This is a genomic window from Actinomadura sp. 9N215, assembly GCF_044326345.1.
Taxonomy (GTDB): Bacteria; Actinomycetota; Actinomycetes; order Streptosporangiales; family Streptosporangiaceae; genus Spirillospora.
In genome coordinates this window covers 165,784-179,468 of the sequence record NZ_JBIRBA010000001.1, presented here as the reverse complement: position 1 = coordinate 179,468, position 13,685 = coordinate 165,784, and the positions used below count along the sequence as shown (strand labels likewise).

The following is a 13,685-nucleotide window of genomic DNA, read 5'->3' as shown; positions in this document are numbered from 1 at the left end:
GCATGAGGAAACGCCTATGGCCAGCGAGCGCACCGAAGCGGCGACGCCGGCCCAGGGCGCCGCGGCGGCGGCCCCGGGCGGCCGGGGCGCCGACATGCCCGGCGAGCACGCGCTTTGGGAGGACCGGACGCGCATCGCCCTCCAGCCCGTCGCGGCGCCGTCCATCCTCGGGCTGTTCGGGTTCGCGGGCGCGACCATGATGGTCGGGGCGTGGCAGGCCGGCTGGTACGGCGAGCCCGGCACGCCGCTGGTCCTGTGGCCGTTCGTGCTGACGTTCGGCGGCCTCGCCCAGTTCCTGGCGGGCATGTGGGCCTACCGGGCGCGCGACGGCCTGGCCACCGCGGTACACGGCATGTGGGGCGCGTTCTGGATCGCCTACGGACTGATGTTCATGCTGATCGGCATGGGCGCGTTCCCGCTGGAGGCGGCCCCGGTCCTGGGCTCCGTCAGCGAGGGCTTCGCGTTCTGGTGGATCGCCCTGGCGGTGATCACCGGCCTGTGCGCGATGGCCGCGCTCGGCGCGAACCTCGTCCTGGCGCTGCTGCTGATGGTCCTCGCCGCGGGCGCCGGCTTCACCGCGGCGGGCTTCTGGACGCCGTCCGACTGGGCGCTGGACGCCGGCGGCTGGCTGCTCGTCGCGTCCGCGGTCCTCGCCCTGTACCTGGCGGCCGCGATGATGTTCGAGAACACCTACGGCCGGACGATCCTGCCCACCTTCAAGGTCCACGCCGCGGGCAAGGCCGCGGGGCGCGGCAGGACCAGGCCGCTGGAGTACCGGCACGGCGAACCGGGAGTGAAGATCGGCCAGTGAGGATCGGCCGGTGATCGGCCGCTGAGGATCGGCCGGTGAATCCGCTGATCTTCGGCGTTTCGCCTTGACATTCCCGTTGCCCTATCCTGGGCCGATCCAGTGGGATCCGGCTCGGAGGGAGCGGGAATGTCATCGGCCGTCCGGCGGACGTGGCGGCGCCTCGTCCAGAACTACCACCTGCTCTGCGCACGGGACGACGCCGCCGCGCACGGCTACAGCGTGCCCAGCGGGGTGTGGGCCTGCGTGCGCTGCCACCAGCCCCACCTCGAACTCTCGGCCCTCCACCACCACCTCCGCACCGAGCACTCCTGACGCGTGCGGAGGGCCGACATGGACGAGCCGATGCGCACCAACACCGCCGCCTACGAGCAGACGATCCGGTCCACGCTCGCGCTCGCCGCGACGCTCGCCGAGCCCGACTGGGACCTGCCGACCGAATGCCCGGGCTGGACGGTCAAGGACCAGGTCGCCCACCTCGCCGGGGTCGAGCTGACGCTGCTGGGCGAGCCCGCGCCCGACGTCGAGGTCCCCGAGTTCGACCACGTCCGGAACGACTTCGGCCGGTTCCTCGAGGCCGCGGTCCAGGTGCGGCGGCCGCTGCCGGGCCCGGTCGTCGCCGCCCAGCTCGCGGACGCGCTGGAGCGCCGTCTCGTCCAGCTGCCCGGCCTCGATCCCGACCGGATCGTCATGTGCCCGGACGGACGCGACGGCCCCTACAGTCGCCTGGTGAAGTTCCGCGCCATGGACTGCTGGACGCACGAGCAGGACATCCGCCGCGCGGTCGGCCGTCCGGGCAACCTCGACGCACCGGCCGCGCTGTGCTTCTGGGAGCTGCTGAGCGCCGCCCTGCCCCGCATCGTCGCGCGGCCGGGGAAGGCGGAGCCGGGCCAGTCCGTGGCGTTCAGGATCTCCGGGCCGCCCGACTTCCACGTCGCCGTCCGCGTGGACGACGACCGGCGCGGCCGGTGGGTCGAACCGGAGGCCCCGACCGCCGAGCTCGCCATGGACTGGGAGACCTACGCCCGCCTCACCGCGGGCCGCCGCACCGCCGGCGACGTCACCGTCCAGGTCGACGGCGACGCCGAGCTGGCCGCCAGGGTCCTCGCCAACATGGCGATCACGCCCTAACCGCGCCGGTCGCTCAGCCGTGCTGGTCGCTCAGTCGTGCCGGTCGCTCGGGCGCTCGGCCGTCGGTCGGCGGACGGTGTCGCACGGCGCCCGGGAAATGGGAGGCCAGGAGGTCGGGGGACTCCTCGCGGCCGTCCAGGACGCGGCTCGTCCGGTTCGTGACGCTCCAGCCGGACGCGGTGCGGCGCAGCCGCCAGTGGTTGGCGGTGGCGCGGCGCAGCGTGAACCCCTCCTCGGGCCGGTTGACGATCATGAGGGTGTAGCCGACCGCGGCGGCCTCGTCCCCGGACGCGGAGACGGTGACGTGCGGCGGGCCGACGAAGTGCGCGCAGCCGCCGCCGATCCAGCCCTGGTGGCCGGCGGAGCGGACCATCGCGTCGATCTCCGCCCGCCCGGTCATCAGTATCTCGTCGACGTCGTAGACGCCGTCCTCGTCCCAGAGGGCGGCGACGTCGCCGGCGCAGCCGCTGTCGACCAGCGGGCCGTAGGACAGGATCAGCCGAGTGATCGCGCGCTCGTCCTCCAGGAGGCGCAGCCGCTCCTCCAGCGCGGTCAGGCGGGTTTCGAGATCGGTCACCGTTCCTCCTCGGCGTCCTGGGCGTCCTCGAAGGTCAGCCCGTACGGGTCGGCGAGCTCGCGCAGCGCGGCGAGCTGCTCCCGGTAGTGACCGGGCGACGAGGACGCGAACCGGACGCCCGCGATCGTCGCCCCCGCCTCGCGCAGCCGGGCCAGTGCGGTGCCGGCGGCGTCCGGGTCGCCGATCGGGTCCAGCGGACGCGACGGCCCCAGCACCACGTCGAACCCGGCCGGAAGATCGCACGAGGCCAGCATCCCGGCGAGCGTGCCGAGCGGCAGGCCGAACGGGACCCAGCCGTCGGCGGTCAGCGCGCGGCGCAGCGAGCGTCCCGTCCGGCCGCCGATCCACAGCGGGACCCGTTCCTGGACGGCGTGCGGCTCCACCACCAGGCCGGAGAAGTCGTAGTGCGCGCCGTGGTACTCGGGCATCCGCCGCGACAGGGCCGCGCGGAGCGCCGCGAGGGCGTCGTCGGCGCGGGCGCCGCGGTCGGCGAACGGGGCGCCGAGCAGGTCGAACTCCTCCTCCAGGCTGCCGACGCCGAGGCCGAGGGTGAGGCGTCCGCCGCTGACGCGGTCGAGCGTCCCGTACCTCTTGGCGATCGCGAGCGGATGGTGGTAGCCGAGCACCAGGACCTGGGTCGCGAGCCGGATGCGGGACGTCCGGGCGGCGATGTAGCCGAACGTGGCGAGCGGGTCCCAGTACACGCCGCCGCGCTGCTCGGCGGCCGCGGCGGGGACGGCGACGTGCTCGCTGCAGGTGAGGTGGTGGTAGCCGAGCCGGTCGGCGGTCTCGGCGATCCGGCCGACGTCCTCGGCGCCCGCGTCGCGCTCCCACTCGGCAGGGCCGGGCGGCGGCTGCGCCACCACCGGCGTGACGATGCCGACACGCATCGTTGCTCCCCTCGTCGTAGAAAAACGTTCTATCACGGGCTGAGCGGGCCATCAGGAGCCGGACATCGCGCCACAGGGTCTGCCGACCTGGGCTTACACGCCCTCTTCCCAAGGGACCAAGCGGTTGCTAGATTCCAGCTAACAAGAATTCATTTCAGTCTGCTGGGAGGTGCGATGACCGAGGTCATGACGGTGGACTCGGCGACGCGGGCGCGACGGGAGTCGCCGCCGTCCATGATCGAGCGGATGACGCTGATCCTGGACGCCTTCAACGGCCCGTCCGCCCGGCTGACCCTGGAGGACGTGGCGCGCCGCACCGGGCTGCCGCGGTCCACCGCGCACCGGATCCTGGACCAGCTCGTCCGGCAGCGCTGGCTCGCGCACCACTCGTTCGGCTACGGCCTCGGCCGCCGCGCCCTCGGCCTCGGCGGCCGGGACGGCGGGCACGGCAAGATCCGCGAGGCCGCGGCGCCGCTGCTGCACGAGCTGCAGGTCACCACCGGGCTCGTCGCGCACCTCGCCGTCCTGGACGGCCCCGAGATCTACTACCTGGACAAGCTCGGCGGACGGCTCGCCGCGTCCGTGCCGTCCCGGGTCGGCGGGCGCGCCCCGGCGCACTGCACCGCGCTCGGCAAGGCGATGCTCGCGTGGCTGGAACCCGAGCAGGTGGACGCGCTGCTCGGCCACGAGATCACCCGGTTCACCGACCGCACCATCGGCGAGCTCGGCACCCTCCACCAGGAGCTGCACCGCGTCCGGCAGCGGCGCGGGCTGGCGTTCGAGCGCGGCGAGGCGTTCCCGGGCATCGCGTGCGTGGCGGCCGCGATCCGCGGCGCCGAGGGGCCCGTCGCCGGGATCTCCCTGGTCGGCGACATCCGCGCGCCGCTGGAGAACGTCGCGCCGCTGGTCGTCACCGCGGCCCGCGAGGCGTCGCAGACCCTGTTCCCCGGCTCGGCCCCGGGAGCCCGCGGCGCCGGTCGCGGCCCCGCCCGCGCCCGCCGGAACGGGACGGCCGCCCCGGCCGGAACGGCCCAGGAGCCGACCTGGTCGCCGGAGACGATGAACCGGCTCCTAGCCGTGGACGGCCGCGGCGACTGGATGTGAAGCCGGGCCCGGGGGCCGGGCGGCCGGGGCCGGACGGCGTGTCGCCGGGGCCGGGGGGCGGGTCAGCCCCAGCCCCAGCGGTCGCCCACGCCCCACGGGTCGGGGGCGATCGGCGCGTCGGGCTCGCCGACGCCGAACCGGCTGCGGAAGAACACCATGGGACGCCGCCAGACGCCGTGCAGCACCTCGTGCCGCTCCACCGCGAGGACGCGTCCGATCACCACGTCGTGGTCGCCGGCCCGGTGCACGTCGTGGACGACGGCGTGCACGCCAAGCAGGACGTCCGGCAGCGTCGGGGTGCCCCAGCGCGACACGTGCCAGTCGAGTCCGTCGAACTTCGCGCCCCGCCTCGACCCGAAGCGCTCGCACAGGTCCCGCTGCTCCTCGGCCAGCACGTTCACGCAGAACCGTCCCCGCGACCTGATCCGCGGCCACGAGCGGCCGCGGCGGTCCGCGCAGAACAGGATCAGCGGAGGATCAAGGGACACCGACGCGAACGACTGGCACGCGAAGCCGACGGGCTCGATGCCGTCGAGGGCGGTGACCACGGTGACGCCGGTGGCGAACTCGGCCATGGCCGTCCGGAACTCCGCCGGGTCCGGGGCGGACCCGGACGCGGCTCCGGACTCTTCGGTGAGCGCTGGCTCGGCTGGCATCTGTTCACCTCGGGGCTCATAGCGGGACGCTGTCCTTTTCTAACAAGTGATGCTGAGGCGGCCCCCGTCAAGGGGTCCCCGGCCATCCCGGTGAGTGGAAGCGGGCCGGTCCCGGCCAGCGGGCCGGGGCCGGGCGGGCCGCCGCCGGACGCGCGTCCCGCTGATCGGGATCGGCGGGACGTCCGCGCCGCCGCGCCGATTACGTTCCGGGCAAGCCACCCTCGGAGGACTGAGAGACCATGCCCACGGAGCTGACCTACGCGTCGACACTGCGCGAGCTCGCCACCGACCAGGGCGTCCTGCGCTACCACGAGGCGGGCGAGGGGCCGCCGCTGCTGATGCTGCACGGGTCGGGCCCTGGCGTCACCGGGTGGCGGAACTTCCGCGGCAACCTCGCGCGGTTCGCGGAGCATTTCCGGTGCCTGGTCCTGGAGTTCCCCGGCTTCGGGGTCAGCGACCCGACGGACGAGCACCCGATGATGGCCGCGGGCGGCGCGGCCGTCCGGTTCCTGGACGGTCTCGGTCTGGGCCAGGTCGACGTGATCGGCAACTCGATGGGCGGGATCGTCGGCACGCAGGTCGCGCTGCGGCATCCGGACCGGGTCCGCCGCCTCGTCACGATCGGCGGCATCGGCCGGAACGTTTTCAGCCCGGGGCCCGGCGAGGGCATCAGGCTGCTGATGGAGTTCACCGACGATCCGACGCGCGAGCGCCTGATCCGGTGGCTTCACTCGATGGTCTACGATCCGGCGCTCGTCACCGAGGAGCTGATCGAGGAGCGGTGGCGGCAGGCCACCGACCCGGACACGCTCGCCAGCGCCCGCCGCATGTACGGGTCGAAGGCGATGGCGGCGCGCGCGAAGGCGATGGCCCGGTCGGACGAGCCGCCGTACTGGGCGATGCTGCACCGGCTGAAGGCCAAGACGCTGATCACGTGGGGCCGGGACGACCGCGTCAGCCCCGTCGACATGGCGCTCGTGCCGATGCGGACGATCCCCGACGTCCAGGTCAGCATCTTCCCGAACTGCGGGCACTGGGTGATGATCGAGCAGAAGTCCGCCTGGGAGAGCGCCGTCCTGGCGTTCTTGACCATGAAGGACGGCTGATGGTCGCGACGCCCCCAGTGCCCCCGAAGGTCGCGTGGGATCACGAGTACGACCTGGTCGTCGTGGGCAGCGGCGGCGGCGGGATGGCGGCCGCGCTGACCGCCCACGACGCGGGCCTGAGCGTGCTGGTCGTCGAGAAGGGCTCGAAGTTCGGCGGCTCCACCGGCATCTCGGGCGGCGGCATCTGGATCCCGAACAACCCGACGCTGCGGGCGCGCGGACACGACGACAGCCGCGAGTCGATCCGCCGCTACCTGGACCTTCTCACCGAGGGCCGCGTCCCCGCCGCCCGCCTCGACGCCTACGTCGACAACGGCCCCGCAGCGATGGAACTCCTCTGCAAGAGCAGATGGATGCGGTTCTTCTGGACGAAGGGCTACGCCGACTACCACCCGGAGCTGGACGGCGGCCGCCCGCTGGGCCGGTCCATCGAGGCCAAGCCGTTCGACACCCGCAAGCTCGGCGACGACGAGAAGTACCAGCGGCCGAACAGCATGCAGGGCCCGCTCGGCCTCTGGATCACCGGCAAGGACTACCACGACCTCGCGATGGCCAAGCGCACGTGGGCGGGGCGGCGCGCGTCGCTGGTGGCGGCGTGGCGGGTGTCGTCCAACCTGGTCCGGCGCCGGCACATGGCGACCGGCGGTCGGGCGCTCGTCGCCCGGCTGCGGATGGCGCTCAAGGACGCCGGGATCCCGCTCTGGCTGAAGACCGGCATGACCGAACTCGTCGCCGACGATGCGGGCCGCGTCACCGGCGTCGTCGCCGCGACACGCGAAGGGACGGCGGTGCGCATCCGGGGCCGGAAGGGCGTGCTTCTCGCGACGGGCGGTTTCGACCACAACCAGGAGATGCGCGACAAGTACCTCCCCGAGGGCGGCCGGGAGGACTTCGCGATGGGCGCCCGCGAGAACACCGGCGACGGTATCCGCGCGGGCGAGCGCCTGGGCGCCGCGCTGGACCTCATGGACGACGCCTGGTGGATGCCCGCCGTCCGGCACCCGGCCGGGGCGACGATCCCGCTGGTGTCCGAGCGCGCCATTCCCCGGCAGGTCATCGTGTCGCGGGACGGGACGCGCTTCACCAACGAGGCGGCCCCGTACGTCAACTTCGTCCACGACCAGCTCGCGGGCGGGCACGTCCCGGCCTGGTTCGTGATGGACGCCAAGGCCCGCGCCCGCTACCCGTTCGCGCAGATCCTGCCCGGCGCCCCGATCCCGAAGGCGTTCTACGAGGCGGGCATCGCGGTGAAGGCGGGCACGCTCGCGGAACTGGCGGGGAGGATCGGCGTCCCGGCGGACGCGCTGGACGAGACCGTCCGGACGTTCAACGGATACGCCCGCGCGGGCAGGGACCCCGAGTTCGGCCGCGGCGACTCCGCCTACGACCGCTACTACGGCGACCCGAACCTGGAGAACCCGAACCTCGACGTCATCGACACGGCGCCGTACTACGCGTTCCGGCTGGAGGTCGGCGACCTCGGCACCAAGGGCGGGCTCGTGTCGGACGAGCACGCCCGCGTCCTGCGCGAGGACGGGACGGTCATCGAGGGCCTGTACGCGACGGGCAATGCGTCGGCGTCGGTGATGGGCAACGAGTACGCGGGCCCGGGCGCGACGATCGGGCCGTCCATCGTGTTCGGCTACATCGCCGCCAAGCACGCCGCCTCCGTCGCGGCGGCGGCAGCGGGGCGGCCATGACGACGTTGAAGGCGCGGGTCGTCGACGTCGTCCACGAGACGGCGGACGCGCACTCGCTCGTCCTCGAACCCGCCGAGGGCGACCGGGACCGGTTCACCTACCGGCCCGGGCAGTTCCTCACCGTCCGGGTCCCGGCCGAGGGCGGCTGGGCCGCGCGCTGCTATTCGCTGTGCAGCTCGCCGCTCACCGACGACCGGCTCAAGGTGACGGTGAAGCGGGTGGACGGCGGTCTCGGGTCCAACTGGATCTGCGACAACGTCACGGCGGGCGACGTGCTTGAGGTGCTGCGCCCCGCGGGCACGTTCACGCCTTCGTCCCTGGACGACGACCTGCTCCTCGTCGCGGGCGGTAGCGGCATCACCCCGGTCATGTCGATCCTGAAGTCGTGCCTGGCGGGCGGAACGGGAAAGGTCGCGCTCCTCTACGCCAACCGGAACGAACGATCCGTCATCTTCGCCGGAGAACTCCGGTCCCTCACGGAGGAGCATCCCGATCGGCTGACGGTCGTCCACCTGCTGGAGTCGGTGCAGGGGCTGCCGACCGCCGCCGCCGTCCGGTCCCTGGCCCGCCCGTACACGGGACGGCAGGCGTTCGTGTGCGGCCCGGAGGTCTTCATGGACCTGGTCACCGGCACGTTCACCGACCTCGGCATGCGCGTCCACGTCGAACGCTTCTTCTCGCTGGACAACGACCCGTTCGAGGAGCCCGAGCCCCCCGGCGAGCCCGCGCCCGGCGGGGAGACCGGCGAGATCGAGGTCGAGATGGACGGCGAGACGCGGACGGTGCCCTGGCCCAAGTCGGAACGGCTCCTCGACGCGCTGCTCCGCGCCGGGGTCGACGCCCCGTTCTCCTGCCGGGAGGGCAACTGCTCGGCCTGCGCCTGCGTGGCGCTGGAGGGCGAGGTCGCCCTGGACGCCAACGCGGTCCTCGACGAGCAGGACCTCGCCGACGGACTCATCCTCGCCTGTCAGGCGAGGCCGGTCACCGACCGGCTGAAGATCACCTACGACGGCTGACGACACATCACGGGAGACAGGCGATGACATCACGGGTCCTGGACACGATCATGGAACGCGCGGAGCAGATCCGCGAGCTCGGCCCCGTCAACGAGGCGCTCGGCAGGCTCGACGACAAGGCCGCGGCGGCGCTGCGCGAGGCCGGCGTGATCCGGCTGCTGCAACCGGAGGCGCACGGCGGCCTTGAGGTGCACCCGCGCGAGTTCGCCGAGACCGTGATGGGCGTCTCCGCGCTGGACGGATCCACCGGCTGGGTCGCCGGGATCGTCGGCGTCCACCCGTGGGAGATGGCGTACGCCGACCCGAAGGTCCGCGCGGAGGTCTGGGCGGGCGACCCGGACGTGTGGATCGCGTCGCCGTACGCGCCGATGGGCGTGGCCCGCCCGGTGGACGGCGGCTACGTGTTCAACGGGCGCTGGCAGTTCTCGTCCGGCACCGACCACTGCGACTGGATCTTCCTCGGCGGGATGCTCGGCGACGCGGACGGCGAGGTCGCGCGGCCGCCCCGCTCGCTGCACCTGATCCTCCCGCGCTCCGACTACGAGATCGTCGAGGACTCGTGGGACGTCGCCGGGCTGAAGGGCACCGGCAGCAAGGACGTCATCGTCAGGGACGCGTTCGTCCCCGCCTACAGGACGCTCGAATACAGCAAGGTCGTGGACGGTTCCGCGGCCCGCGAGGCGGGGCTGACGAACCCGTCCTACCTGATGCCGTTCTCGTGCGTGTTCCCGCTCGGCATCACGTCCGCCGTCATCGGGATCGCGGAGGGCGCGCTGCACCACCACCTGGCCTACCAGCGCGACCGCGTCCAGATCACCGGCACGAAGATCAAGGACGACCCGTACGTGCTGTACGCGATCAGCGAGGCGGCGGAGGAGATCAAGGCGTCCCGCACCGCGCTGCTGGACAACTGCTCGCGCGTCTACGACCAGGTCGCCGCGGGCCGCGTGCCGACGTTCGCCGAGCGCGCCGCGGGACGTCGCACGCAGGTCCGGGCGGCGTGGCGGGCGGTGCGGGCGATGAACGAGATCGTCGTCCGGTCGGGCGGGAACGCGATGCGCAGCGACAACCCGATCCAGCGTTTCTGGCGGGACGCGCACGTCGGCCTCGCCCACGCGATCCACGTCCCCGGGGCCGTCTACCACGTCACCGCCCTCACCGACCTGGACATCGAGCCGCCGCCGGGCCCCATGCGCTCGATGATCTGACCCGACGACGCGACGACGAAGAAGGGACCGAGGACCATGACACAGATCCGAGGGCTGGGGTATCTGAAGGTCCAGACCCGCCACATCGGGCGCTGGCGCGAGTTCGCCCTCGACGGGCTCGGGTTCGCCGAAGGCGGCGGCCCCGACCCGGACGGCCTGTACCTGCGCATGGACGAGCGCCGGGCCCGCCTAGCGGTGCTGCCAGGCGAAAGCGACAAGGTGCTGGCCGTGGGCTGGGAGGTCCGCGACCAGTACGCGCTCGCCGCCGTCCGCGAGGCCGTCGAGAAGTCCGGGACGGCGGTGACGGCGCTGCCGCCGGACGAGGCGGCGGAGCGCGACGCCGAGCAGGTCATCGCGTTCGCCGACCCGGGCGGCACCCCCGTCGAGGTGTTCTTCGGGCCGGTGCTCGACCACAGCCCGCTGCGCACCGGCTTCGCGCAGCGGTTCGTCACCGGCGCCATGGGCATGGGCCACGTCGTGCTCCCCACCCCGAACTTCGCCGAGACCGTGACGTTCTACAACGAGGTTCTCGGCTTCCTGCCGCGCGGGGCGATGAAGGTCGGCGGCGGCAAGGTCCGGATCAGGTTCATGGGCGTCAACCAGCGGCACCACAGCCTCGCGATCTGCCCGGCCCCGCACGACGGCGACCCGGGCCTCGTCCACCTGATGGTGGAGGTCGACACGCTGGACGCGGTCGGCGTCGCGCTCGACGCCGTCACGGCGAAGGGCTTCTCGATCTCCTCGACGCTGGGCCGCCACACCAACGACAAGATGGTCTCGTTCTACGTCCGGGCGCCCGGCGGCTGGGACGTCGAGTACGGCTGCGAGGGCATGCTCGTCGACGAGACGCACTACACCGCCGAAGAGATCACCAAGGACAGCTACTGGGGCCACGACTGGTCGGGGTCGGAGCCGCTGGCCGCGTTCGTCCCGCCCGGGACGTGACCGTGGCTTCGCGGCCCTCGGTGGAGCCGTTCGCGGCGCGCGACATCAACGGCTTCGACCACGAGTGCGGCGTCCTGGTCGTCGGGTTCGGATGCGCGGGCGCCGCGGCGGCGTTCGAGGCGGCGCGGGCGGGCGCGGACGTCGTCGTCCTGGAGCGGGCGAGCGGGCACGGCGGCTCGTCCGCGCAGTCCGGCGGCGAGCTGTACCTGGGCGGCGGCACCGAGATCCAGAAGGCGTGCGGCTTCGACGACGACCCCGACGCCATGTACGCCTACCTGGAGGCGGCGCTCGGCCCCAACGCCGACACCGCGAAGCTCCGGCTGTACTGCGACGGGAGCGTCGAGCATTTCGAGTGGTTCCGGGAGCGCGGCGTGCCGTTCAACGCGACGTTCTACGACGCGCCGACGTGGATGCCGATGTCCGAGGACGGGCTGATGTGGCTGGGGGAGAACTCCTGGCCGTACAACGCGATCGCCAAGCCCGTGCCGCGCGGGCACCGTCCGGCGGCGGGCGGGTTCGGCGGCGGCGTCCTCATGGAGAGGCTGTCGGCCGCCGCGACCGGGGCGGGCGCCGTCGCGCACACCGACACCGTGGCGACGAACCTCGTCCTGGACGACGACGGACGCGTCGCCGGGGTCGTCGCCCGCAAGTACGGCAGGACGGTCGCCTACCGCGCCCGCGACGCCGTGATCCTCACGACCGGCGGTTTCGTGGACAACGAGGAGATGCTCGCCGACCACGCGCCGCTGCTGCTCGGGCACGGCAAGGTCAGCGACGGGCTCGACGACGGCTCCGGCATCCGGATGGCGACCGCGGTCGGTGCCGCCACCCGCCGGATGTCGGTCGTCGAGATCGCGCTCACCGCCCTGCCCGCGATGGTGTGCCGCGGGATGCTCGTGGACGGCCTAGGCCGCCGCTTCCTCAACGAGGACGTCTATCCGGGCCACTGGAGCGTCCACGCCGTCAGGCACCAGCCCGCCCCCTACTGGACGATCATCGACGAGGAGGGGTTCGAGGACGTCCCCGAGCCCGACCGCTGGGGCCTGCGTCCCAAGTACGTCACCGAGACGGTCGCCGAACTTGAGGAATCCCTCGGCATGCCCGCCGGTTCCCTGGAGACGACGGTCGAGACGTACAACCGGCACGCCGCGAAGGGCGACGACCCGTACTTCCACAAGGACCCGAAATGGCTGCGCCCCCTGAAGTCGCCGTTCGCGGCGATCGACCCGCGCGCCGGCTTCTTCGGCGGCGGCGCGAGTGGGAGCGCGGGCGCCGGAACGGGTGCGGCCGGATTCACGCTCGGCGGGCTGCACACCACCGTGGACGGCGAAGTCCTCAACAACTCGGGCGTCCCGGTGCCCGGCCTGTACGCGGCGGGCCGCGCCGCGTCCGGCATGCACGGCGAGGGCTACGTCAGCGGGACGTCCCTGGGCGACGGCACGTTCTTCGGCCGCCGCGCCGGCCGCGCCGCCGCCCCGCACTGATCCGTTGCCGCGGATCCGCCGCCCCGCACTGATCCGCCGAAAGGAACCGCACGAAGTACGCCGTCCTGCTCCCCGACGAGATCAGCTGACCGTCAGGACGACTTTGCCGCGGCCGTGGCCGGTGGCGACCTCGCGGTGCGCGTCCGCCGCCCGCTCCAGCGGGAAGACGCCGCGGACGTGGATCTTCAGCCGTCCCTCGTCGTAGAAGCGCGCCGCCTCGGCGATCCGGGACGCCGACCGCTTGTCGGGCGTGATCCGGACGCCGAGTTCGGCCGCCCGCCCGTGCTCGACCAGCGTGATGATGCGGTCCTTGTCCTTGACCAGGGTGAGCGAGACGTCCAGGGCCTCGCCGCCGGCCCCGTCGAGCGCGGCGTCGACCCCGTCCGGTGCGGCGGTCCTGACCCGCTCCTCCAGCCCGTCCCCGTAGGCGACCGGGATCGCGCCGAGCGATCGCAGATACTCGTGGTTGCGCTCGCTGGCCGTGCCGATCACGGTGGCCCCGGCGATGCGGCCCAGCTGGACGGCGACCGACCCGACCGCGCCTGCCGCGGCGTGCACCAGCATCGTGTCGCCCTGCCCGACGGCCATCTCCTCAAGCGCGATGTGCGGGGTCATCACCGCGGCGGGGAAGCCGCCCGCCACGTCCCACGGCATGCTCGCGGGCTTGGCGGCGAGCGCGGCGGCCGGGACGACGACGTACTCGGCATAGGCGTTGAGCCGGCAGTTGCCGATCACCTCGTCGCCCGGCGTGACGGCGGTGACCCCGTCGCCGACCTGGCCGACGACGCCCGCGAACTCGTTGCCCGGCACGCGCGGGAAACCCTCCGGCGTCCCCGGCGGCGACCACCCCTCCCGGACGGCCAGGTCGAACGGCTGCACCCCGGCCGTCCGCACCCGGACCCGCGCCTCGCCCGGCCCGGCCTCCGGCATGGGCACGTCCAGGACCGTCAGCACGTCCGGCCCGCCCGGCTCGGTGAACCCCGCAACCCGCATGATCGTCCTCCCTCGTCGCCAGATCGCCCAATCGGGAAGGACGCTATGACCTCAACCAAAGCTGAGG

14 protein-coding genes are annotated in these 13,685 nt (G+C 73.1%); 10 read left to right on the top strand and 4 right to left on the bottom strand.

All coding sequences use genetic code 11. The annotated features are described in order from the left end of the window. Positions 1-16 precede the first annotated feature (16 nt). The 3 genes from ACH34T_RS00805 (at position 17) to ACH34T_RS00795 (ending at position 1,939) form a co-directional block, all read left to right on the top strand. On the top strand, positions 17-811 hold the full coding sequence (locus ACH34T_RS00805) for an acetate uptake transporter family protein (RefSeq protein ID WP_395989939.1): 795 nt from the start codon (positions 17-19) through the stop codon (positions 809-811). A gap of 126 nt (positions 812-937) precedes the next feature. Next, positions 938-1,123, top strand: a complete 186-nt coding sequence (locus ACH34T_RS00800) for a hypothetical protein (RefSeq protein WP_395989938.1) — start codon at positions 938-940, stop codon at positions 1,121-1,123. 18 nt (positions 1,124-1,141) lie between these two features. Beyond that, positions 1,142-1,939 carry a maleylpyruvate isomerase family mycothiol-dependent enzyme gene (locus tag ACH34T_RS00795; protein WP_395989937.1) on the top strand — a complete coding sequence of 266 codons (798 nt, stop codon included), beginning with the start codon at positions 1,142-1,144 and terminating at the stop codon, positions 1,937-1,939. A 13-nt stretch (positions 1,940-1,952) separates the two neighbouring features. On the opposite strand, the gene ACH34T_RS00790 is transcribed toward ACH34T_RS00795, so the two are convergent. Together ACH34T_RS00790 and ACH34T_RS00785 are read right to left on the bottom strand one after the other, a co-directional pair. Next, entirely contained in the window at positions 1,953-2,516 is a 564-nt protein-coding gene (locus tag ACH34T_RS00790; RefSeq protein WP_395989936.1) for a nuclear transport factor 2 family protein, read from the bottom strand. Continuing rightward, entirely contained in the window at positions 2,513-3,406 is an 894-nt protein-coding gene (locus tag ACH34T_RS00785; protein WP_395989935.1) for a TIGR03619 family F420-dependent LLM class oxidoreductase, read from the bottom strand. The genes ACH34T_RS00790 and ACH34T_RS00785 overlap by 4 nt, the downstream gene beginning before the upstream one ends. 174 nt (positions 3,407-3,580) lie before the next feature. On the opposite strand from ACH34T_RS00785, the gene ACH34T_RS00780 reads away from it, so the two are divergent. Then, entirely contained in the window at positions 3,581-4,510 is a 930-nt protein-coding gene (locus ACH34T_RS00780) for an IclR family transcriptional regulator (protein WP_395989934.1), read from the top strand. Between the two features lie 62 nt (positions 4,511-4,572). On the opposite strand, the gene ACH34T_RS00775 is transcribed toward ACH34T_RS00780, so the two are convergent. Next, a complete protein-coding gene (locus ACH34T_RS00775) occupies positions 4,573-5,166 on the bottom strand; it encodes a flavin reductase family protein (RefSeq protein WP_395989933.1) in 594 nt (197 codons plus the stop codon). 239 nt (positions 5,167-5,405) lie between these two features. Between ACH34T_RS00775 and ACH34T_RS00770 the strand changes: the two genes are divergently transcribed. Genes ACH34T_RS00770 through ACH34T_RS00745 form a run of 6 tightly spaced genes read left to right on the top strand, consistent with a single transcriptional unit; the run spans position 5,406 to position 12,625 of the window. Continuing rightward, positions 5,406-6,272, top strand: coding sequence for an alpha/beta fold hydrolase (locus ACH34T_RS00770; RefSeq protein ID WP_395989932.1), 867 nt, complete (start codon positions 5,406-5,408; stop codon positions 6,270-6,272). Then, a complete protein-coding gene (locus ACH34T_RS00765) occupies positions 6,272-7,972 on the top strand; it encodes an FAD-binding protein (RefSeq protein ID WP_395989931.1) in 1,701 nt (566 codons plus the stop codon). Before ACH34T_RS00770 ends, ACH34T_RS00765 begins: the two co-directional genes overlap by 1 nt. After that, complete coding sequence (locus tag ACH34T_RS00760) at positions 7,969-8,988, top strand: 2Fe-2S iron-sulfur cluster-binding protein (protein ID WP_395989930.1); 1,020 nt, start codon at positions 7,969-7,971, stop codon at positions 8,986-8,988. The genes ACH34T_RS00765 and ACH34T_RS00760 overlap by 4 nt, the downstream gene beginning before the upstream one ends. Before the next feature lie 23 nt (positions 8,989-9,011). Beyond that, positions 9,012-10,196, top strand: a complete 1,185-nt coding sequence (locus ACH34T_RS00755; RefSeq protein ID WP_395989929.1) for an acyl-CoA dehydrogenase family protein — start codon at positions 9,012-9,014, stop codon at positions 10,194-10,196. A gap of 36 nt (positions 10,197-10,232) precedes the next feature. Further along, entirely contained in the window at positions 10,233-11,141 is a 909-nt protein-coding gene (locus tag ACH34T_RS00750; protein ID WP_395989928.1) for a VOC family protein, read from the top strand. A 2-nt stretch (positions 11,142-11,143) separates the two neighbouring features. Beyond that, positions 11,144-12,625 carry an FAD-dependent oxidoreductase gene (locus ACH34T_RS00745; protein WP_395989927.1) on the top strand — a complete coding sequence of 494 codons (1,482 nt, stop codon included), beginning with the start codon at positions 11,144-11,146 and terminating at the stop codon, positions 12,623-12,625. An 81-nt stretch (positions 12,626-12,706) separates the two neighbouring features. On the opposite strand, the gene ACH34T_RS00740 is transcribed toward ACH34T_RS00745, so the two are convergent. Beyond that, complete coding sequence (locus tag ACH34T_RS00740; RefSeq protein WP_395989926.1) at positions 12,707-13,618, bottom strand: NADP-dependent oxidoreductase; 912 nt, start codon at positions 13,616-13,618, stop codon at positions 12,707-12,709. Positions 13,619-13,685: the final 67 nt, after the last annotated feature.

What these genes read in the sequence shown, in the direction of transcription:
- ACH34T_RS00800 (WP_395989938.1), top strand. Translation starts at nt 938, where the DNA reads ATGTCATCGGCCGTCCGGCGGACGTGGCGGCGCCTCGTCCAGAACTAC.
- ACH34T_RS00780 (WP_395989934.1), top strand. Translation starts at nt 3,581, where the DNA reads ATGACCGAGGTCATGACGGTGGACTCGGCGACGCGGGCGCGACGGGAG.
- ACH34T_RS00785 (WP_395989935.1), bottom strand. Translation starts at nt 3,406, where the DNA reads ATGCGTGTCGGCATCGTCACGCCGGTGGTGGCGCAGCCGCCGCCCGGC.
- ACH34T_RS00760 (WP_395989930.1), top strand. Translation starts at nt 7,969, where the DNA reads ATGACGACGTTGAAGGCGCGGGTCGTCGACGTCGTCCACGAGACGGCG.
- ACH34T_RS00775 (WP_395989933.1), bottom strand. Translation starts at nt 5,166, where the DNA reads ATGCCAGCCGAGCCAGCGCTCACCGAAGAGTCCGGAGCCGCGTCCGGG.
- ACH34T_RS00755 (WP_395989929.1), top strand. Translation starts at nt 9,012, where the DNA reads ATGACATCACGGGTCCTGGACACGATCATGGAACGCGCGGAGCAGATC.
- ACH34T_RS00805 (WP_395989939.1), top strand. Translation starts at nt 17, where the DNA reads ATGGCCAGCGAGCGCACCGAAGCGGCGACGCCGGCCCAGGGCGCCGCG.
- ACH34T_RS00770 (WP_395989932.1), top strand. Translation starts at nt 5,406, where the DNA reads ATGCCCACGGAGCTGACCTACGCGTCGACACTGCGCGAGCTCGCCACC.
- ACH34T_RS00765 (WP_395989931.1), top strand. Translation starts at nt 6,272, where the DNA reads ATGGTCGCGACGCCCCCAGTGCCCCCGAAGGTCGCGTGGGATCACGAG.
- ACH34T_RS00740 (WP_395989926.1), bottom strand. Translation starts at nt 13,618, where the DNA reads ATGCGGGTTGCGGGGTTCACCGAGCCGGGCGGGCCGGACGTGCTGACG.
- ACH34T_RS00750 (WP_395989928.1), top strand. Translation starts at nt 10,233, where the DNA reads ATGACACAGATCCGAGGGCTGGGGTATCTGAAGGTCCAGACCCGCCAC.
- ACH34T_RS00795 (WP_395989937.1), top strand. Translation starts at nt 1,142, where the DNA reads ATGGACGAGCCGATGCGCACCAACACCGCCGCCTACGAGCAGACGATC.